Raw genomic sequence first — 19242 nt, forward strand, 5'->3', positions numbered from 1 at the left:
GCCGACAGGCTAGTGCCCGAGGCACGGTATTGTCCTTACTTGCCGGCCGTCAAGTTAATTAGGAACCGTTGGAATGGGTGCTCAAACCGACACGCGCAGCCGCATCCAGGAGGTCGCGATCAGGCTCTTCACCGAGCAGGGGTACGAGGCGACGTCGCTCCGGGAGATAGCCGAGGCCCTCGGCGTGACCAAAGCGGCACTCTACTACCACTTCCGCACCAAGGAAGACATCGTCGCCAGCCTGATCGAAGACCGCGTCAAGGCGCTGGACGAGCTGATCGCGTGGGCGAACGGGCACCCGCGCACCCCGGAGACCCGGGGGGAGCTCATCCGCCGCTACTCGGCGCAGATGTCCGAGGGACGCCACCACGAGATCATGCAGTTCATGGACCGCAACAAGACGGCGTTGCAGGGCCACGCCCAGGTCGACCTGATGCGAGAGCGCCTGGGCGAGCTGATGCAGGCGCTGTGCGGCCCGGACGACCCGCTGCCGGTCCGGCTGCGGCGCTCGATGGCGCTGTTCGCGATGCACGCGGCCTGGTTCTTCCTCCGCGACGAATCCTCGACCGAGGAGGAGCGGACCGCTGCGGGACTGCAGGTCGCACTGGAATTGGCCGACGCCTCGGGTAGTTGATCCCTCTCTCGTGGGAAGGTGATCGACATGCTCTTCGGACAGGAACACGTCAAGCGTTACATCGAGACCGACGGCGAGGAAGGCCACGACTGGCAGGGCACCACGGTGGCCATCCTCACCACCAAGGGCCGCAAGTCGGGCCTGCCTCGCAGCACTCCTTTGATCTATCAGCCGTACGGCGACGCCTATCTGGTGGTGGCCTCCAAGGGCGGTGCGCCCGAGCACCCGCTCTGGTATCGCAACCTCCAGGCCGATCCCGAGGTGGAGTTCCAGATCAAGGGAGACAGGTTCAAGGCGCACGCCCGTACGGCGACCCCGGAGGAACGCCCGGACATGTGGCGGACGATGACCGCCGCGTGGCCCGCGTACGACGAGTACGCGACCAAGACCGACCGGGAGATCCCGATCGTCGTCATCGAACGCGTGTAGTTCGCCGGGCGGGCCGGGCGGCCGGTGGTCAGGAACCGCCGGCTCCCGGCTCGCCTCGTCGTCCGCACGCGGCGTCTCGTCGGCGGCGTGCAGATGGGTGCGCTCCCCGTCGTGGCCGAAGATGCTGAGGATCTCGACCGGCCCCTCGTGGGCGTCGACGCTGTGCGGGGTCATGCTCATCGGGGCCCCCTCCCGGCGAACCCGGTGACTCGTGCGGCCGGCGGCGGTATCTTTCCCGCGTGATCCTCAGTGACGGGGGAGGTTCCGTGAGCGACGGCCGCACCGCCGAAATCATGATCGCCGAGGCCCGCAAGGCATTCTGGGTCATGGTCGGCTTCCTGGCGCTGATCTGGGTCGTGCAGGTGGCCAACTGGGCCTCGGCCTACTCGCTCAGCTACAGCTACGGGATCAGGCCGTGGGACCTCGGGCGACTGCCCGGGATCGTGTCCGCTCCGCTCCTCCACTGGAGCTGGGAGCACATCGAGGGCAATTCCGGGCCGCTGTTCATCTTCGGGTTCCTCGCCGCCTACCGGGGCGTGCGGCGCTTCCTCGGCGTGACCGCGCTCATCGCCGTCGCCAGCGGGCTCGGCTCGTGGTTCACCGCCGACTCCTCCACGGTCGGCGCGGGCGCGAGCGGGCTGGTGTTCGGCTACTTCGGGTACGTGCTCGTACGCGGAGCCTTCGACCGGCATCTGATCGACATCGTCATCGGCCTGGTCATGGGCCTGTGCTTCGCCTACCAGTTCGCCGGCCTGCTGCCCGCCGAGGGCATCGGCTGGCAGGCCCACGTCTTCGGTTTCGCCGGCGGCATCCTCGGCGGCTACCTGTTCCGCGACCGGAAGGCCAAGCACATCGGCAAGGGCACGACCGGGAGCGCGGCCCCCGGCACGAACGCCCCTCCCGGCTCCAGGGCGGCCCTGCTCAAGGAGATCGAGGACCTCGGCCTGTGACGCGTACGGGTCAGACCTCGCACGGGTCGGGCGGGTAGAGGGGGATGGTGGCGGTGAGCGCGAACCCGCCCTCGCGGGTCGGGCCGTACGTGAGCCGCCCGCCCAGCTGGGCGACGCGCTCACGCAGGCCCGGCAGCCCGTAGCCGCCTCCGGCGTCGGCGGGCACCCGGACCGGCACCGCCCGGCCCTTGCCGCTGTTGACGACCGACACGTTCAGCACGTCGCCGTGTGCCTCGCAGACCACCTGCACGTCTGCCCCGGGCGCGTGTTTGCGCACGTTGTTGAGGCCCTCCTGGACGACGCGGTAGCAGGCGTGACCGGCCTGCCGCGACAGCGTCTCCTCCGGCACGTCGTAGTGCAGGGCGACGCGCAGGCCGGTGGCCCTGCTCTCCTCGACCAGGCGGGGTATCCCCTCGACGCTCTCCGCCGAGGGAGGCAGGTCCCTGCGCCGCAGCGCCGTGAGCAGCTCGCGCAGCTCGGTCAGCGCCCGCACGCCCTTGTCCTCGATGTTCCTGGCCAGCTTGCGGATCTCCTCCAGCTCGTCGGTGTCCTGGATGAGCCCGGCGTTCAGCACCATCACGGTCACCGCGTGCGTCACCGTGTCGTGCAGCTCACCGGCGATGCGGCGGCGTTCCTGGGCGGCGGCGCGCTCCTCGCGCGCCCGCACGCCCGCGCGCAGCTCCCGGATCATCGTGCGGTAGCGCCACACCCACGTGCCCACCAGCGCGGGCAGGAAGATCAGTGTGATCGCCCGCACCGCCAGGGCGACCGGCAGCCGGTCGGTGTAGGGGCTCGCCCAGTCGGCCAGCATGTAGACCCCGGCGAGCGCGGCGGCCACCCACGGCCATCGGCGCACCGTGTTCTGCGCCGTCATCGAGTACGCCGCCAGCATCAGCGGGATGGTCTCGCCCGCGAGCAGGGCGCAGGCGACCGTGGCCCCGATCATCGGCCAGGCCACGCTGCGCCGCACCAGCATGGACAGGGCCGCCGCGCACACGGCGGCGACCTGCGCCCACCACGGCACGGCGAGGAACGGCAGGTCCGGGAAGGAGTGGCCGAACAACACCGGCGGCAGCCCGAAGGCGAGCACCGCGACGGCGAGCAGCACGTCAGCCGCCGCCTCCCGGCGCTCGGCGAGCCCGGCCCACTTCTCCCCCATACCGCTAGTTTGTGGGTTTGACCTGCGGCTTCGTGCAGCGCCACACCCCTTTGACGTAGCTGTGCCACACCTTGCCGTACGCCGGGCCGGTCGAAACAGTCATGCGTCTTGGGCAGGATAAGAGCGTGAGCGACAGCATGAGCCTCCTCCGCCGTCTTCCGTCCGGCCCAGAAGCCGGAGCCGACCCGGACGCGCTGTTCGACGCGTTCGCGTCCTGGAACGCCGATCGGGGGCTCACGCTCTACCCGGCACAGGAGGAGGCGCTGATCGAGGTCGTCTCCGGCAACAACGTGATCGTGTCCACGCCCACGGGCTCGGGCAAGAGCCTGATCGCGGCAGGGGCGCACTTCGCGGCGCTGGCCCGCGACGAGATCAGCTTCTACACCGCGCCGATCAAGGCGCTGGTGTCGGAGAAGTTCTTCGACCTGTGCGCGCTGTTCGGCACCGAGAACGTCGGCATGATGACCGGCGACGCCACCGTGAACGCCGACGCGCCCGTCATCTGCTGCACCGCCGAGATCCTCGCCCAGATCGCGCTGCGCGACGGAGCGGACGCCGACGTCGGCACCGTGATCATGGACGAGTTCCACTTCTACGCCGAGCCCGACCGCGGCTGGGCCTGGCAGGTGCCGCTGCTGGAGCTGCCGCAGGCGCAGTTCGTGCTCATGTCGGCCACGCTCGGCGACGTCGAGCGCTTCCAGACCGACCTCACCCGCCGCACGGGCCGCCCCACCAGCGTGGTCAAGCACGCCGAGCGCCCGGTGCCGCTGATCTACTCCTACCGCACCACTCCCCTGCACGAGACGCTGGAGGAGCTGCTGTCCACCCAGCAGGCCCCGGTCTACGTCGTGCACTTCACGCAGGCCGCGGCGATGGAGCGGGCCCAGGCGCTCATGAGCATCAACATGTGCACCAAGGCCGAGAAGGAGGCCATCGCCGCCCTCATCGGCAACTTCCGCTTCACGACCCGCTTCGGCCGGGCCCTGTCCCGGCTCGTACGGCATGGCATCGGCGTGCACCACGCGGGCATGCTGCCGAAATACCGCCGCCTGGTGGAGCGGCTGGCCCAGGCGGGCCTGCTGAAGGTCATCTGCGGCACCGACACGCTCGGCGTTGGGGTCAACGTCCCGATCCGCACCGTGCTGTTCACGGCGCTGTCGAAGTTCGACGGCACCAAGGTGCGGCGGCTGCGGGCGCGGGAGTTCCACCAGATCGCCGGGCGGGCCGGGCGGGCCGGTTTCGACACGGTCGGATACGTCGTCTGCCAGGCGCCCGACCACGTGATCGAGAACGAGCGGGCGCTGGCGAAGATCGGCGACGACCCCAAGCGGCGCCGCGGCTACGCGCGCAAGAAGCCCCCGGAGGGGTTCGTCGGCTGGAGCGAGGACACGTTCGAGAAGCTCCAGACGGCCGAGCCCGAGCCGCTGACCTCCCGGTTCAAGGTCAGCAACGCCATGCTGCTGTCGATCATCAACCGGCCCGGCGACTGCTTCCAGGCGATGAAGCGGCTGCTCACCGACAACCACGAGGACCGCAAGGCGCAGCGCCGCCACATCAGCCACGCCATCGCGATCTACCGCTCGCTGCTGGCCGGCGGCATCGTGGAGAAGCTCGCCGAGCCCGACGAGCACGGCCGGATGGCCCGGCTCACCGTCGACCTCCAGGAGGACTTCGCGCTCAACCAGGCGCTGTCCACCTTCGCGCTGGCCTCCTTCGAGCTGCTCGACCGCGCCTCCCCGACGTACGCGCTCGACATGGTCTCGATCGTCGAGTCCACGCTCGACGACCCCCGGCAGATCCTGCACGCCCAGCTCAACAAGGCCAGGGCCGAGGCGGTCGCGCAGATGAAGGCCGACGGCATCGAGTATGAGGAGCGGATGGAGCGCCTCGCCGAGATCACCCATCCGATGCCGCTGGCCGACCTGCTCTTCGGCGCGTACGAGACCTACCGGCGCGGCCACCCGTGGGTCGGCGACCACGTCGTCAGCCCCAAGACGATCGTGCGCGACATGTACGAGCGGGCCATGACCTTCACCGAGTACATCCAGTTCTACGAGCTGGCCCGCTCGGAGGGCACGGTGCTGCGCTACCTGGCCGACGCCTACCGGACGCTGTCGAAGACGGTGCCCGAGCACCTGAAGACCGACGACCTGGTGGACCTCATCGAATGGCTCGGCGAGCTGGTGCGCCAGGTCGACTCCAGCCTGATCGACGAGTGGGAGAAGCTGGCCAACCCCGCCGAGGCGCTGGCGGCCGGGGAGGAGCTGGAGACCAAGACCCGCCCGGTCACCGCCAACGCCCGCGCCTTCCGGGTGCTGGTCCGCAACGCGATGTTCCGGCTGGTGGAGCTCGCCGCGCTCGACCGAGAGGAGGAGCTGGTCGAGCTCTACCCGGACGTCGACTGGGCCGCGGGCCTCGACGCCTACTACGAGGAGCACGACGAGATCCTCACCGGCCCGGCCGCCCGCGGCCCGGCCCTGCTGCTCATCGAGGAGGAGAAGGAGCTGTGGCGGGTGCGTCAGATCATCGACGACCCGGCAGGCGACCACGACTGGGGCATCGGCGCCGAGGTCGACCTGGCCGCCTCCGACGAGGAGGGCCACGCCGTGCTCCACGTCACCGGCCTCACCCGCCTCTGAGCCGCGTCCACCTCTGAGGGGCGGCGTACGGCGCCCGCTCAGCCGTAGAACTTCCTGGCGCCCTCGTGGAGCGGCACGGGGTCGGTCTTCGGCGCGTCGGCCAAGGTGATCTCCTTGGCCGACGCGTGCACTGCGGGCGTCCATCTCGATCGCGAGGAAGACGCCAGGTAGTAGAGGACGGTCGGGATCGTGGCGTAGACGAGCACGGTCAGGTAGCTCACGCGCAGGTATTCGGCGATGATGAACGCCGCCGCGCCCAGCGTGGGAGGCGAGAGGATCGCGCCGATGCCGGCCGCCGCCAGCACTCCCCCGGCCTGCTCGCGCGGGTAGCCGGCGCGGCGCAGGATGGGCCAGGCCACGCTGCCCACGCTCACCGTCGTCGCCACGCCGGAGCCGCTCACCGTGCCGAGCAGGAACCCCGCGAGCGTGACCGTGCGCCACGGCGCGGAGCGCGAGCGGCGGAACGCGGCGAAGAACCGGCCCGCCCTGGAGGCGTCCAGCACGGCGCGAGGGGCTCCGGCTGTCAAAGCCCGATCGGGCATGGCCCGTTCCGGGGAACACCACGCGCCGCCCCGCCGGTCTCGGCACGATAGCCAGCACCACCACGATCCCCGTCCGCGAATGTCGGTGGCGGCGCGTACGTTCACGCCGGAAGCACGTCCGAGTTGGTGATGAGCATGACCACGATCCAGGAGCAGGCGGCCGTCCTCGCCCTGACCAGGGCCACGCACGGCGCGCCCTGGTTCCACACCGCACGCGTCATCCTCGACGCCGGCAGCGCGCTGAAGCTGCTCGACGGCGGGTGCGCGAGCCGGGACGAGGACGACCGGGCGCACGCCGCCGCCGTCGCCGCCCGTGTCGGGCCCGCCGACCTCGCGTGGGGGCGTGAGCTCGTCGCCGCCATGCGGGCCGAGGGCGTCCGCCTCGTCACCGTGCTCGACGCCGATTACCCCGGCAACCTGCTCTGGGCGTACGACCGGCCGCCGTTCCTCTGGGTGCGCGGCGGGTTCCGATCCGGAGACCATCGGGCCGTCGCCGTGATCGCCGAGCGCGACGCCGGCCACGCCGCCGACGCGGCACGGTCCCTGGCCGAGGCCGGACTGGTCGTCGTCTCGCCTCTCCGCACTCCGGTGGACGCCGCCGTCCACCGGGCCGCGCCGGCCGCCGGTGGACGGACCCTGGGCGTCCCCGAGGGCGGCGTCGGCGGCCCGGCAGCCCTCGGGGAGTACGCCAGTGTGGCCGGGCGGATAGCCGAGCGCGGCGCGGTCGTCTCCTCCTGCTGGCCCGGCACCGCCCCCGGCGGCCGCGCCGCCGACCACGCATGCGTCGTGACCTGCGGACTGGCCGACTGCCTGTACGTCGTGGACGGCGCCGACGGCGGCCCTTCCTCCCGGCACGTCGAGGAGGCGCTGAACACCGGCAAGCATGTGTTCGTGTCACAGCGGCTCCACCAGGAACAGCCGTGGGCGCGGCGAGCGGGCGCACGGGGAGGCATGACTGCCGTTCAGGACATTGACGACCTGTGCGCGCAGGCGGTGAATCTCGTAGATATGGCCCCCGAACGAACACCTGCTGATGATGGGTGACGCCGAGGCGTTCACTCGTGATTTCCTGCCGCTGTTCCGTGCCGTCCCGCCCGCCCGGCCGGGTGTCTGCCGAATCTGCCATTCCGGGCCGAACGACCGCGTGGACGGCCGGCCGTGGCCCATCTGCGCCAGTTGCAAACGCACGACGGAGCGCCTGACCGGCCACACCGAGCACGTCGTGCCGATCTCGCTGACCATCAAGGACACGCAGTTGTACGACGTCCTGGTGCGCAGGCGAGAACCCGCCATCGGCACGGCACGGCGCAACCGGCTCGATTTCCTGGCCGCGACCCTGACCCACTTCTTCCGCGAACACGCCGCCTGCCTCCAGGGGCTGGCCGGCGGGCCCTTCACGACGGTGGCCACGATCCCGAGCACGCGCACCGAGCGCCCCATCGAGGCGTTCCACTACATGGAGAAGGTCATCGGCAAGGTCGGCGCGTGGGCCCGCCTTCACCGGCCCCTCCTGCTCCAGGCGGTGGACGCGTACGCTCCGGTGCTCGCCGCGCGCGACTCCCACCCGGCCGCGTTCCGGGTGCTGGGCGACAGGGGGCAGGGCGACAGGGTGCAAGGTGACGGGGTGCGAGGCGACGGGGTGCAGGGCGCCCGGGTGCTGCTGGTGGACGACCTGTTCGTGTCCGGAGCCCACGTGCAGAGCGCCGCGTCCGCGCTCATCGGCCGAGGCGCCAGGGCGGTCGTGGCCCTCGTGATCGCCAGGTTGGTGAACCCGGCGTCGACGGACCCCTACAGCGCCGGGATCTGGCAGGAGTCGGGCGACCGGCGCTTCGGCTTCGACCGCTGCTGCGTCTGCGACCGCGACCGCGACCACCCGGCGGCGCGGCAGCCGGTGCGGCGGGCCCGGGGGTGATCCGGGCCCGGGTTCACGGGCGGCTGCCGCGGGCGGACCGCAAGACGTAGGCGGTGAGCACCGCGGCCCCGGTGCCGGCCTGGGCCGCGAGATACGGCGCCACCGAGGCGGGCCGCGACGCCAGCGCGGCGAGCGCGGGCAGCGACCCGGCCAGCGCGAGGTCCACGCCGGTGAACGCCCACAACAGCGGTCCGGTGGGCACCGCGCCGCCCGGGGTGTCGATGACCGGCATGGAGTGGTCGACGGGACGCCGCCGGGCCATCCGCAGCGCGCCCGCGGCGAGCGCGGGGGCGGCCGCAGGACCGAGCGCCCACCAGGCTCCCGGCGGCAGCTCGCCCACGGCCTGGAGCACTCCCAGGGCGAGCGCCGACCAGGCGGCGGCCAGCAGCGCGGGCAGCACGGCCCGGGCGGCCATCACGGCCCTGCCGTCCACGGCCAGCATGCGGGCCAGGGCCGGGTCGCCGCCGTCGCGCCGGACCCCCGCCGTGCACATCGCGGCGGCGGTCAGCGCCCCGCACAGCAGCAGCCCGGCGGCCGGTCCGAGCCCACCTCCTGTGGCGTTCGCGCAGACGGCGGGCAGGGCCGCGGCGCCGAGCAGCGCCGCCAGGCGGCCGGGCCGCCTGCCCACCCGCAGCCATTCCTGCCAGGCCGGCGCGGACGCCGGGCCGAGCCGCGACACCAGGCGCGGCCAGGGACGCGAACGCAGGGCACGGCCGCGCCAGTGGGCGTCCTCCGCGACCCAGGTGAGCATCCCGGGATCAAGGGTGGTCGCCGCCGAGGTCACCCGCGCCGTCCTGGTCGAGGAGGCCAGGATCCGGTGGGCGGGGATGCGGTCGAGCGCCGCCCAGGCCCGCCGTACGAGGAAGGCGGCCACGACGGAGGCGACGCCCGCGACCGCCGCGCCCAGGGACGCGGGCGCCTCGGCGACGGCGGCGAGCATCCGGCGGGCGGGGCCCGCGCCGAGCACGGCCGCGAGCACGGCCACGGAGAGAGCCCCGCCGATCAGGAGCTGCAGCCGGGTGTCGGCGGCCGGGGACTGCTGGCCGAGCACCGCCGTGGCCATGCCGCCCGCGCCCGCGGCGGCGCCGAGCACCAGCGCCGCCGCGAGCCGCACCCCGAGCTGACCGGGGGCTCCGAACAGCCACAGCGCGGTCAGCCCGAGCGCGGCCCCCGCGAGCACCGCCGCCACCAGCAGGAGCAGCGCCGTACGGCCGAGCACGGCCCGGCGGGGCAGCGGCGACGTCACCAGCCACGACGCGTCGGCGGCGGGCAGCACGACGGGCCCGAGGGCCCGGGCCAGGGCGAGGAATCCCGCGTAGGCCGCGGCGACCAGCGCGAGCCCGGGGCCGAGCCGTGCGGGGTCGGCCTGACGGGCCAGCCCGGCGAGCGCCTCCGCGACCGGGTGGCCGAGCACCGCGGCGGCGACGAGCAGGACGAACACGCTGGTGTAGCGGTCCGACCAGGACGCCGGCCGCCTCCGGCGGGCGCGGAGGTAGGCGAAGGCGGGGTGCGTCCGCGCGGTCGCCGGGATCACGACGCCGCCCGCAGCGTGATCACACGGGCTCCCGTCTCCCGCGCCAGCAGCTCGTCGTGGGTGGCCATCACGACCGTGCCGCCCTCGGCGGCGTAACCGCGCAGGATCGCCGCGAGGCGCTGCCTGAACCCGGCGTCCAGGCCGCGCTCCGGCTCGTCCAGCAGGAGCAGGCTGCTCGGCCGCAGCAGCGCCATCGCCAGCGACAGCCGCTGCCGCTGGCCGGTGGACAGCGACAACGGGGCGAGATCGGCCCGGGCGGTCAGCTCGAACGTCTCCAGCGCCTCGTCGACCATCAGGCGGGCGTCCTGGTGGACGGCGCTCATCAGCTCAAGATGTTCGCGGACGCTCAGGCCCGGATACCAGGCGGGTTCGTCGCCGGCCTGCACGACCCGCCGCCAGAAGTCCGGGAGGTCCGCCGGGGGCCCGCCGAGCACGTCGATCTCGCCGCGCGGCGAGGGGTGCAGACCGGCCAGGCAGCGCAGCAGCGTCGACTTGCCGACGCCGTTCTCCCCCATGACCGCGACGATCTCGCCCGGAGCGGCGGTGAGATCGACGTCGCGCAGCACGGGCACACCGCCCAGGTCCAGCCCGACTCCACGGGCCGTGATGATCGCGTTCGCCATGCCCAGAGCCTATGCGCAGGTGCCACAGGCGTGGTCAGCCGCCGGAGGTGGGGTCTTCGGCTCCGGCGCCGGGGATCGTCATGTCGTCGGGGTCGTCGAGCCAGCCGTGCGGCAGCGACACCTTCGACCGCTCGCCGCTCTTGCCGCGCGGGCCGTCGGCCTCCTCCGGCCACGGCTGGTCCGCGTCGAGCTCGGCCACCCGCTCGGCCATCTCCGGCAGCCGGGTGACGGAGGTGAGGGCGCGACGGGTCTCGGCTCCGACGACGAAGCCCTTGAGATACCAGCCGACGTGCTTGCGGAAGTCGGCGAGGCCGTGCGGCTCACTGCCGATGACCTCGCACAACAGCTCGGCATGGCGCAGCATCATCGCGCCGACCTGTCCCAGGGTCGGCCGGACGCGCTCGGCCGAGCCCCGGAAGGCGAGGTCGAGGTCGCGGAACAGCCACGGCCGCCCCAGGCAGCCCCGGCCGATCACCACTCCGTCGCAGCCGGTCTCCGCGACCATGCGCAGCGCGTCGTCCGCGCTCCAGATGTCGCCGTTGCCGAGCACCGGGATCTCGGGCACCGCGTCCTTCAGCCGCTTGATCGCGTCCCAGTGCGCCGTGCCGCCGTAGTGCTGCCGGGCCGTACGGGCGTGCAGGGCGACGGCGGCGAGGCCCTCCTCGACGGCGATCCGGCCCGCCTCGACGTAGGTCAGGTGGTCCTCGTCGATGCCCATGCGCATCTTCATCGTGACCGGCAGCGGCCCGGCGCCGGTCACCGCCTCGCGCAGGAGGGCGCGCAGCAGGTTGCGCTTGTACGGCAGGGCCGACCCGCCGCCCCTGCGGGTGACCTTGGGCACCGGGCAGCCGAAGTTCAGGTCGATGTGGTCGGCCAGGTCCTCCTCGGCGATCATCCGGGCGGCCTTGCCGATGACGGCCGGATCGACCCCGTAGAGCTGGATACTGCGTGGGGACTCGTCCGCGCCGAACCGGATCATCTGGAACGTCAGCGGCACCCGCTCGACCAGCGCGCGCGAGGTGATCATCTCGGACACGAACAGGCCGCCGCCCTGCTCCCGGCATAACGTCCGGAAACCGATGTTCGTGATGCCCGCCATGGGAGCGAGCACCACCGGGGGCCAGACCTCGAACGCGCCGACTTTCACCTGTTCATTCTCCCCGCTGCGGACTGTGAGCCGTACAAGATCGTGGACGTGAGGGATTTGCCCCGGATAATCTGACCTGGACCATCGGTGGGGGAGGTCGTCATGCTGCTGCGGCTGAGAATCGCCTTGCCGGACCGTCCGGGCTCGCTGAGTCAGGTGACCGGGATCCTCGGGTCCGCGGGCGCCGACATCACACAGGTGACGGTGCTCGACCGGGGTGACGGGCGCGCCCTCGACGACTTCACCGTCTACTGGCCCGATGCCGCTCCCCGCGAGGACCTCGTACGGGCACTGGAGGGCGTGGACGGGGTCAGCATCGACGGCATCTGGAGCACCAGGGAGGCTCCCGGCACCTATCCGGAGCTGGAGATCCTGAAGTTCCTCACCACGGCGGGCGACCGCGCGCTCGGCACGCTGATCGACTCCATGCCGGTGCTGTTCAGCGCCGACTGGGCGGCGGCGGCGACCGAGAAGGACCCGCGCGTGACCGTGTACGCGAGCTGGCGGGCGCCCGAGGACATCCCGTTCCCGGAGGAGACCCCGCCCCGGCCGACGGCCGCCACGCTGCCGTCCGGCCTGCACGTGATCGTCGCGCCGCTGCCGCCGCTGGCGCTGTCGCTGATGCTGGCCAGGGCCGAGGGGCCATACTTCCACCGCAACGAGGTGCACCGGCTCACCCGGATCCTGGAGATCTTCCTGACCCTGCCCGCGATCGAGCGGGGCGCCGACCGCGCGTTCCGCAAGCCGAGCGCCCGGCCGTTCTGAGCCGCGCCGCGGCGCCGTTCCGAGCCGCGTGCCACGGCGCGGTTCCGAGCCGGACACCGGAGCGCCGTTCCGAGTACACACCGCAGCCGAAAACCCGGTACAGTAGCCACGTCGCCGCAAGGCGGACGCGGAAGTGGCTCAGTGGTAGAGCATCACCTTGCCAAGGTGAGGGTCGCGGGTTCGAATCCCGTCTTCCGCTCCGAGAGGTCACGATTGCGGGCCTCGCTCTGGTGGAGTGGCCGAGAGGCGAGGCAGCGGCCTGCAAAGCCGCGTACACGGGTTCAAATCCCGTCTCCACCTCTTTTTTTCTGTCCGGACGCCGCGATACGGCGCGCCGGACGCCTCGACGCGGGGCGTGCTCGGAGCTTCACGACGCGAATCGCCGCAGCTCGGCGGCCGGGGCCCGGCGGCCCCGGCCGGTCCCTGTCCCGGATCCATGACCGGGCGAGCACGGGCGGACGCTCTCCTCATCCCCGCCGTGTCACGGACGCGTCCCGGCACGCGATGGACAAGTCGCGGTAAGGCTTCTTCTCAACGTCCGAAGGCGGGCGCACACTGAAAGGGACACAACAGGCGATTCAGCGTGGAGTAGCTCGTGCACGGTCAGATGCCTCCAGCGATGCCCATGCTCTCTCGTGGAAAGCATCGCAATCCCAGCAAGGGCGCCTGCTTCATGGAGTTCGCGTCCTACCTCGCAGGCGAGCGGTGGAGCGACCATCCGTCGTGCACACATCCGCTGCTCGCCGGGCTCGCCCGCCTCGTCAACGACCACACCTCGGACGCCGCCCGGCCTCGCCTGGCCGAGCTGATCCCGTCGGTGATCGGCCTGACGGGCGACGATCCGCGCCTCGACGCGCGGATCGCCCTGTGCGCGGCCAGGGCCGCGCTGCCGGTCGTCGCACACGAGCGCCAGCTCGCGATGGCGGTCTCGATCCTTGCGGGCGAGCACGTGCTCGGCGAGCTGGAGGGCCGCCCCGCCGGCCACCTGGACGAGCGCAGCAGGCACGCGCTGGCCCAGGTGCCGGACGCCGCCCGGTGGGCCTACACCTTCGGGCGCGGCGTGCGGATCTCACCCAAGGGCTTCCGCAGGTATGCCGCGCCCAACACGGTGCAGCTCGCGGTGCGGGGCATCGCGCAGGCGTGCGTGCCCGACCCCGATCCGCTGCTGCGCGACCTGCTGGCCGGCGCGATCGACGACTGCTGGGCGCTGCTGCGTCCCGCCGCGGGAGCCGGATCCGGCGGCGCATCCGATGCGGGGACCGTCTCCGAACCCGCGGCGGTCGATCCCGCGCGCTGGGCGGACGCCTGCCGTCTCACCGGCGTCTCGGCCTGACCACTCGCGGCCACCGGCTCCCCGTCGAGCCGGTGGCCGCCCATGCGCGCTGTGCGCCCTGTGGCCGTGCGAAGCACGCGCCGGGTCATCTCAGCGCGGCCCCGCGTACGGCCCGCTTCTCCGGCGCGCCGCGGCACGACTACTGGACAAATCGTCCTCTTCGGGGGGCGATCTCCCGCTTCGCCTCGGGCCCGGCGCCCTCGCGTAACGGCCGGGCCGGGCGGCGGCCCGCGTCGCGGCGGCGCCAGGTCTCGAAGGCGGCGGCCGTGGCGGCCACCACCGCCACACCGAACAGCAGCCCGCCCACCACGTCGCTGACCCAGTGCACGCCGAGCGCGATCCGGCTGAAGCCGACCACCGAGGGGATCAGCACGGCGAGCGTCCAGGCGAGCACCCGGCCGCGCTCCCGTACGAGGGGCAGGACGAGCAGCAGCAGGATCCCGGCCCCGACCGTGGCGTTGACCATGTGCCCAGAGGGGAACGCCGCGCCGGGGGCGACGGCGACAGGGTCCGGCAGGCTGGGCCGGGCCCGCGCGACGACGACCTTCAGGGCGAGGCCGAGCAGGCCGCCGGCCGTGATCGTGGTGGCCGCCCACAGGGCGAGGTGACAGGCGCCGCGCCAGACCAGCCAGGCGACCGCGACGCCGACCGCGATCCGCCAGGTCAGCGGGGAGAAGACGTCGCTGATCACCTGCATCAGCCGGGCGAAGCCCGGGTTGCCGATCGCACAGGCGTGCAGGTGCCACGCCGCGCCACGGTCGATCTCGGTGAGCGGGCCGAAGGCGGTCTTGACGAAGACCAGCAGCACCGTGAACGGCACCGCGATCAGCGCCGGCACCGCCGTCGCCACCGTCGGCCGCAGGCCCGGCGCGTGCTCGGGATCGAGCCGCCCGCGCCACCGGTTCATCGGCCGCTCCCGGCCGGCCGCCGCTCCCGCGGCGAGGCCGGGGCGTGGCCGGAGCCGGCCTGCTCGCCGCCGTGCCGGCCGCCAAACCGCCGCTTGGCGCGGTTCTCCATGTCAGCCCTCACATGATCAGGAAGTGAGGACCGCCGGAGGCCGGGTCGCGGGCGGGCCTCCGGCGGCCCCCGCAGGCCCACGACTACCCCGATCATGATGCTTGGAACGCCAGGCCTCTCAAAAAGATCCACCGACTTTCCCGGGGTCTCCCGTCACATGCCGGAGGACCGGCCCGACCGGGCCGGTCCTCCGTGCTGCCGTCCGTGCTGCCGTCCGTGCCGGGGTCTGTGCTGGGGTCTGTGCTGGGGTCTGTGCTGGGGTCTGTGCCGTCGTCGCGGGCCGTCCGTCAGAGGACGGCGCAGCCGACGCGTACGGGAACCCGGGGCGACCAGCGGCCGGACACGACGTCCTGGGCCTGCGCGTAGGCGTTGGCCGCCTTGCCGCCACCGGAGCAGTCGAACACACCGGTCTTCTTGCCGAAGCTGCCGCCGGCGTAGCCGCTGTGCGCGCTCGCGTTCACCGTGCCGCTCCAGTACAGCCTGCCGCTGTTGTAGCGGATGTAGAGCCTGACCTGGCCGAAGTTGTAGTGGTCGCCGTTGAGCTTGAGGCGCGGGATGTCGTCGACCGAGGTGCGGGTGGAGGTGCCGTCGCCGTTGTCGACGGGCGGCACGGTGTAACGGCTGATCCACAGCCGGGCCGAGACCCTGCGGTCGGCGGCCTTGGCGTTGTCGGCTTTGGCCTGCGCCCGGACGGCGGGGGTGACGCACACGTCGTCGCCGTTGAACGCCTCACGCCAGACGTACCCGTTGACGCAGGTGTGCGGGCCGAACGGGCCGGGGGTCCAGCGGGAGGCCTTGACGGCGTTGTCGGCCTTGGCCTGCGTGCGGGTCGCGGGGGTGACGCAGACGACGTCGCCGGTGCGGGCCTCACGCCAGACGTAGCCCTCCAGGCAGGTGTTGGGGCCGAAGTCGCCGCCGGCGGAGGCCGGGCCGGCCATGAGCGTGACGGGGGCGGTGACGGCCAGACCGGAGATCGTGGCGGCGGCCAGACCGAGCAGGGTGCGCTTCATGACAGTCTCCTGTGCTGCTGCGGGGGTGAGGGTGCTGGTCGGCGGTCCCGGTCCGGCCGTCGCCGCCGGGTCCGTGCACCTCAGTGATAGGCGCGCCCGCCTGCACATCCCTTGCCGCAGGCTTTCCGCAACCGCCGCAAGCCGCCCGCAACCGCCGCAAGCCGCCCGCAAGCGCCCGCGCCGCCGGCGGCGTCTGTGGCGTCTGTGGCGTTGTGGTCAGGTCCGGACCTCGCACGAGGCCACCCGCGTACGGAGTCCGTCGAGGATGACGATGGTGAGCGCGTCGTCGGGCCGGGCACCGGGGCGGCACACGGCGACGCTGAGCAGCCCGACGACCTGGCGCGGTGTGATGTCGTCGCGGACGGCACCTTCCCGCTGGGCTCCCCCGGCCAGGTCTTCGAGCACGGCGTCGAGGTCGCGGACGAGCGGACCCAGCTCCGGATGGGCCTCGGCGCCGTCCGACAGCGACTTGGTCAGGGCCAGTGGGAGGTCGGCGCCACGCCGGACGCACGCCAGCAGCGCGTCCCACCGGCTCACCGGGCGGGCGGCATGGTCCCGGGCCACGTCGAGCAGGGTCCGCAACGCGCCGGCCGCGATCTCCTCCAGCAGCGCCCGCCGGTCCGGGAAGTGACGGTAGAGCGTGCCCACCCCGAGGCCGGCCGCCTGCGCGATCTCCTCCATCGAGACCTCCGGGCCCCGGGCGGCGAACAGGCCGGCGGCCGCGTCCACGATGAGCGCGCGGTTGCGCCGGGCGTCGGCTCGCACAGGTCTCTCCAAACCGGAATCCGAGGTTCAGCTTATTGTAGGGTGCGCACCTGGAAGCGGAATTTCCGATTCACGTTGGAGGCGCGATGCGACTCGGAGTGCTCGCCGGAGGGAACGGCCTGGGCCTGGACGAGCTGATCGGGCAGGTGCGCGAGGCGGCCGGGGCCGGCCTCGACAGCGCCTACTTCAGTCAGGTCCTGTCGTGGGACGCCGTCACGCTCGCGGCGCTCGCCGCCCGCGAGGTGCCCGGGATCGCCGTCGGCACGGCGGTGACCCAGACCTACCCGAGACATCCCCTGGCGCTCGCCGGGCAGGCGCTCACCGCCCAGGCCGCCAGCGGCAACCGCTTCACGCTCGGCATCGGGCCGAGTCACGGGCCGCTCATCGAGACCCACTTCGGCCTGTCGTACGACCGGCCGGCACGGCACGTCCGCGAATACCTGTCCGCTCTGGTGCCGCTGCTGCGGGGCGAGCAGGTCGACTACCACGGGGAGACGCTGACCGCGGCGGGGCGGGTCATGGTGCCCGGCGCCGAGCCGCCGCCGGTCCTGCTGGCCGCCCTCGGGCCGGTCATGCTGCGGATGGCCGGCGAACTCGCCGACGGCGCGGTGACCGTCTGGACCGGCCCGGAGACGATCGCCCGCCATGTGACACCGGCGGTCACCCGCGCCGCCGCGGCCGCCGGACGGCCGCGGCCACGCGTCGTCGCCGGTCTGATCATGAGTGTGACCGCCGACCCCGAGGGCGTACGACGCCGGGTCGCGGAGTCCCTCGGACCCGCCGGCAACCTGCCCAGCTACCGGGCGATGCTGGACCGCCAGGGCAAATCGGGGGTGGAGGAGACGATCGTGGCCGGGGACGAGCCGGCGGTCGAGCAGGCCGTGCGGGCCTATGCGGAGGCGGGCGTGACCGAACTCGTGGTGAGCCTCTTCGGAGACCCTCACGAGCGCGCACGAACCCTCGGCCTCCTGGGCGCGCTGCGCGGGCCGCGTGGCGATGCTCAGGGCGATGCTCAGTAGGACTGGAGCTCCAGCAGGTTGCCGTCGGGGTCGCGCAGGTGGGCGGTGCGGCAGGTCGGCCCCCATTCGGGCCGGGGGCTCGGCGGCGCCACGATCCGGCCGCCGGCGGCGGCCCCCACGGCGGCGGCCTTGTCGACGTCGTCCACGGTGAGGACCAGCATAATGCCGTCGTGTCCACCGTCGAGGTCCACGCCGATGACCGTGGCGAGCATCTCGCGGTCGAGCAGGGCCAGCACCCCTTCGCCGTCCCGGTCCCAGTTGGCGTACGGACCGGTCTCCGCGCCCTTGGCGAGGCGCGCGCCCGCCACCTCGGTGAGCAGGCCGTCGTAGAAGCGGAAGCACTCGGCGAATCGGGAGGCGAGCACGCGAGGATAGAGAGCGTCCATGGGAATCCCTTGGTAGGCACCAACGATTGGATATGTCCTATCCTGCTCCCGTGAGCGACGTGCCGCAACTTCCCCCGTCCCTGCTCGGGATCACCGCGTTCCTGCTCTCGAAGGTGGGCATCGCCGGACGGCGCCGCATGGGCGACCGGCTCCGCGCGCACGGCATCGGCCTGTGGGACATGGCCGTGCTGGCCGCGCTGCGCGACTTCGGCCCGGCGTCCCAGCGCGAGCTCGGCGCCCGGCTGGGCATCGACCCCAGCGACCTCGTGGCGGTGATGGACACGCTCGTGCCGCTCGGCCTCGTGGAGCGCGAGCGCGACCCCGACGACCGGCGGCGCTACCGGGTGGCCGTCAGCCCCGAGGGCCGGGCCACGCTGGAGGCGGCCCTGCGCGAGGCCGCAGAGGTGCGCGACGACCTGCTGGCCGCCCTGGACGAGGACGAGCGGGCGACCCTCCACGCGCTGCTCAGGAAGGCGTACGCCGGGCTGGAGCCGCGGGCCCGGGCCTGAGCTCCCTCCGGAGGCCGCGCGGCGGTCGCGGACGGTCTCCGACGGCGGCGCGGTCTTCGCGGCGAAGCGGCGGCGGACCGGCTTCGAGCGGCGAAGCGGCTGTGGGGCCGCGGCGGGGCGGGCTCAGGGGCGGCTCAGGGGGCGGTGAGCCAGACGTAGCCGGCGAAGCGCCCGGTGCGCCGCTCCCGGCGGTAGGAGTAGAGGCCGGCGGTCTCGATCGTGCAGCGGTCGTCGTGCCGGACGTCGGCGACGCCGGCCCGGGCGAGCTGGGCCGCGATCCCGGCCCGGATGTCGAGCGCGGGCGTGCCCTGCCGGGTCCGCGACCGGGTCTCGGGCACGCGGGCGGCGACGCGCTCGCACAGGTCCTCCGGCACCTCGTAGCACAGGCCGCAGGCCGACGGCCCGATCACGGCCGTCATCCGCTCCGGCCGGGCGCCCCGCGCGGCCATCGCCTCGACCAGGGCGGGCACCACGCCCGCCTCGGTGCCCGGCCGCCCGGAGTGCGCGCCGCCGACCAGGCCGGCCACCGGGTCGGCCACGAGCACGGGCGCGCAGTCGGCGACCAGGACCGCCAGGCCGAGCCCGGGACGGTCGGTGAACACCGCGTCCAGCGCGGGCGGCTCCTCCCCGAACGGCTCCTCCACGTAGGCGACGTCGGTCCCGTGGACCTGGCGCATGAAGACCACGCGGTCGAGCCCGAACTCCGCGGCCGTCTTCGCCCGGTTCTCGGCGACCGCCGCCGGGTCGTCCCCCACCGCCCCGCCGAGGTTGCGCGTGCCGTACGGCCCGGTGCTCACGCCGCCGTGCCGGTCGGTGAAGGCCATCCGCACCCGATCGATCACAATCACCCGATTAGCGTACGACCCGGG

At 73.0% G+C, this 19242-nt stretch carries 20 protein-coding genes and 2 tRNA genes; 12 read left to right on the top strand and 10 right to left on the bottom strand.

The features are described from left to right. The first annotated feature begins 73 nt into the window (after positions 1-73). The 3 genes from OHB01_RS35965 to OHB01_RS35975 all read left to right on the top strand — a co-directional run bounded on the left by OHB01_RS35965 (position 74) and on the right by OHB01_RS35975 (position 2013). Positions 74-634, top strand: coding sequence for a TetR/AcrR family transcriptional regulator (locus OHB01_RS35965; protein ID WP_142650409.1), 561 nt, complete (start codon positions 74-76; stop codon positions 632-634). Between the two features lie 27 nt (positions 635-661). Further along, the gene (locus OHB01_RS35970; protein ID WP_142650408.1) at positions 662-1063 is read left to right on the top strand and encodes a nitroreductase family deazaflavin-dependent oxidoreductase; all 402 of its coding nucleotides are present in this window, start codon (positions 662-664) and stop codon (positions 1061-1063) included. A 266-nt stretch (positions 1064-1329) separates the two neighbouring features. Beyond that, positions 1330-2013, top strand: coding sequence for a rhomboid family intramembrane serine protease (locus OHB01_RS35975; protein WP_205830806.1), 684 nt, complete (start codon positions 1330-1332; stop codon positions 2011-2013). Between the two features lie 10 nt (positions 2014-2023). On the opposite strand, the gene OHB01_RS35980 is transcribed toward OHB01_RS35975, so the two are convergent. Beyond that, positions 2024-3172 carry a sensor histidine kinase gene (locus OHB01_RS35980; protein WP_147944094.1) on the bottom strand — a complete coding sequence of 383 codons (1149 nt, stop codon included), beginning with the start codon at positions 3170-3172 and terminating at the stop codon, positions 2024-2026. A 137-nt stretch (positions 3173-3309) separates the two neighbouring features. Here OHB01_RS35980 and OHB01_RS35985 point away from each other — a divergent pair, with 137 nt between their 5' ends. Continuing rightward, complete coding sequence (locus OHB01_RS35985) at positions 3310-5811, top strand: DEAD/DEAH box helicase (RefSeq protein ID WP_142650440.1); 2502 nt, start codon at positions 3310-3312, stop codon at positions 5809-5811. Positions 5812-5849: 38 nt separating this feature from the next. Here the strand turns inward: OHB01_RS35985 and OHB01_RS35990 are convergent, their stop codons facing one another. Beyond that, on the bottom strand, positions 5850-6338 hold the full coding sequence (locus OHB01_RS35990; RefSeq protein ID WP_328854586.1) for a TRAP transporter large permease subunit: 489 nt from the start codon (positions 6336-6338) through the stop codon (positions 5850-5852). 150 nt (positions 6339-6488) lie between these two features. Between OHB01_RS35990 and OHB01_RS35995 the strand changes: the two genes are divergently transcribed. Further along, a complete protein-coding gene (locus OHB01_RS35995; protein WP_328710450.1) occupies positions 6489-7397 on the top strand; it encodes a DNA-processing protein DprA in 909 nt (302 codons plus the stop codon). Next, a complete protein-coding gene (locus OHB01_RS36000) occupies positions 7387-8265 on the top strand; it encodes a phosphoribosyltransferase (RefSeq protein WP_328710451.1) in 879 nt (292 codons plus the stop codon). Before OHB01_RS35995 ends, OHB01_RS36000 begins: the two co-directional genes overlap by 11 nt. A gap of 13 nt (positions 8266-8278) precedes the next feature. On the opposite strand, the gene OHB01_RS36005 is transcribed toward OHB01_RS36000, so the two are convergent. The 3 genes from OHB01_RS36005 to dusB are packed head-to-tail and all read right to left on the bottom strand — an operon-like array spanning position 8279 to position 11569. After that, the gene (locus tag OHB01_RS36005; protein ID WP_328854587.1) at positions 8279-9799 is read right to left on the bottom strand and encodes a DUF6297 family protein; all 1521 of its coding nucleotides are present in this window, start codon (positions 9797-9799) and stop codon (positions 8279-8281) included. Next, entirely contained in the window at positions 9796-10422 is a 627-nt protein-coding gene (gene ccmA, locus OHB01_RS36010) for a heme ABC exporter ATP-binding protein CcmA (RefSeq protein ID WP_328854588.1), read from the bottom strand. The genes OHB01_RS36005 and ccmA overlap by 4 nt, the downstream gene beginning before the upstream one ends. Positions 10423-10456: 34 nt before the next feature. Continuing rightward, the gene (gene dusB / locus OHB01_RS36015; protein WP_328854589.1) at positions 10457-11569 is read right to left on the bottom strand and encodes a tRNA dihydrouridine synthase DusB; all 1113 of its coding nucleotides are present in this window, start codon (positions 11567-11569) and stop codon (positions 10457-10459) included. Between the two features lie 102 nt (positions 11570-11671). On the opposite strand from dusB, the gene OHB01_RS36020 reads away from it, so the two are divergent. From OHB01_RS36020 to OHB01_RS36035, 4 genes are all read left to right on the top strand, one after another. Beyond that, positions 11672-12334: an ACT domain-containing protein gene (locus tag OHB01_RS36020; protein ID WP_142650403.1), complete on the top strand. Its 663-nt coding sequence runs from the start codon at positions 11672-11674 to the stop codon at positions 12332-12334. A gap of 127 nt (positions 12335-12461) precedes the next feature. Beyond that, positions 12462-12533 (top strand) — tRNA-Gly (locus OHB01_RS36025). A gap of 30 nt (positions 12534-12563) precedes the next feature. Then, a tRNA-Cys gene (locus OHB01_RS36030) sits at positions 12564-12634 on the top strand. 325 nt (positions 12635-12959) lie between these two features. Further along, complete coding sequence (locus OHB01_RS36035; protein WP_205830804.1) at positions 12960-13667, top strand: hypothetical protein; 708 nt, start codon at positions 12960-12962, stop codon at positions 13665-13667. Between the two features lie 139 nt (positions 13668-13806). On the opposite strand, the gene OHB01_RS36040 is transcribed toward OHB01_RS36035, so the two are convergent. The 3 genes from OHB01_RS36040 to OHB01_RS36050 all read right to left on the bottom strand — a co-directional run bounded on the left by OHB01_RS36040 (position 13807) and on the right by OHB01_RS36050 (position 16459). Continuing rightward, the gene (locus OHB01_RS36040) at positions 13807-14574 is read right to left on the bottom strand and encodes a phosphatase PAP2 family protein (RefSeq protein WP_142650402.1); all 768 of its coding nucleotides are present in this window, start codon (positions 14572-14574) and stop codon (positions 13807-13809) included. Positions 14575-14971: 397 nt separating this feature from the next. Further along, a complete protein-coding gene (locus OHB01_RS36045) occupies positions 14972-15694 on the bottom strand; it encodes a hypothetical protein (RefSeq protein ID WP_142650401.1) in 723 nt (240 codons plus the stop codon). A 216-nt stretch (positions 15695-15910) separates the two neighbouring features. Next, positions 15911-16459: a TetR/AcrR family transcriptional regulator gene (locus tag OHB01_RS36050; protein WP_142650400.1), complete on the bottom strand. Its 549-nt coding sequence runs from the start codon at positions 16457-16459 to the stop codon at positions 15911-15913. Between the two features lie 86 nt (positions 16460-16545). Here OHB01_RS36050 and OHB01_RS36055 point away from each other — a divergent pair, with 86 nt between their 5' ends. Continuing rightward, the gene (locus OHB01_RS36055) at positions 16546-17478 is read left to right on the top strand and encodes a TIGR03564 family F420-dependent LLM class oxidoreductase (RefSeq protein WP_328854590.1); all 933 of its coding nucleotides are present in this window, start codon (positions 16546-16548) and stop codon (positions 17476-17478) included. Here OHB01_RS36055 and OHB01_RS36060 read toward each other — a convergent pair. After that, positions 17472-17864 (bottom strand): VOC family protein, encoded by a 393-nt coding sequence (locus OHB01_RS36060; protein ID WP_328854591.1) that lies wholly within the window; start codon positions 17862-17864, stop codon positions 17472-17474. The two genes, OHB01_RS36055 and OHB01_RS36060, sit on opposite strands and share 7 nt — an antisense overlap. 50 nt (positions 17865-17914) lie before the next feature. Here OHB01_RS36060 and OHB01_RS36065 point away from each other — a divergent pair, with 50 nt between their 5' ends. Continuing rightward, the gene (locus OHB01_RS36065) at positions 17915-18373 is read left to right on the top strand and encodes a MarR family winged helix-turn-helix transcriptional regulator (RefSeq protein ID WP_205830802.1); all 459 of its coding nucleotides are present in this window, start codon (positions 17915-17917) and stop codon (positions 18371-18373) included. 134 nt (positions 18374-18507) lie between these two features. Here OHB01_RS36065 and pgeF read toward each other — a convergent pair whose 3' ends face one another. Continuing rightward, positions 18508-19197: a peptidoglycan editing factor PgeF gene (gene pgeF / locus OHB01_RS36070; protein WP_142650435.1), complete on the bottom strand. Its 690-nt coding sequence runs from the start codon at positions 19195-19197 to the stop codon at positions 18508-18510. Positions 19198-19242 lie beyond the last annotated feature (45 nt).

It is taken from the genome of Microbispora hainanensis (assembly GCF_036186745.1).
Lineage (GTDB): Bacteria > Actinomycetota > Actinomycetes > Streptosporangiales > Streptosporangiaceae > Microbispora.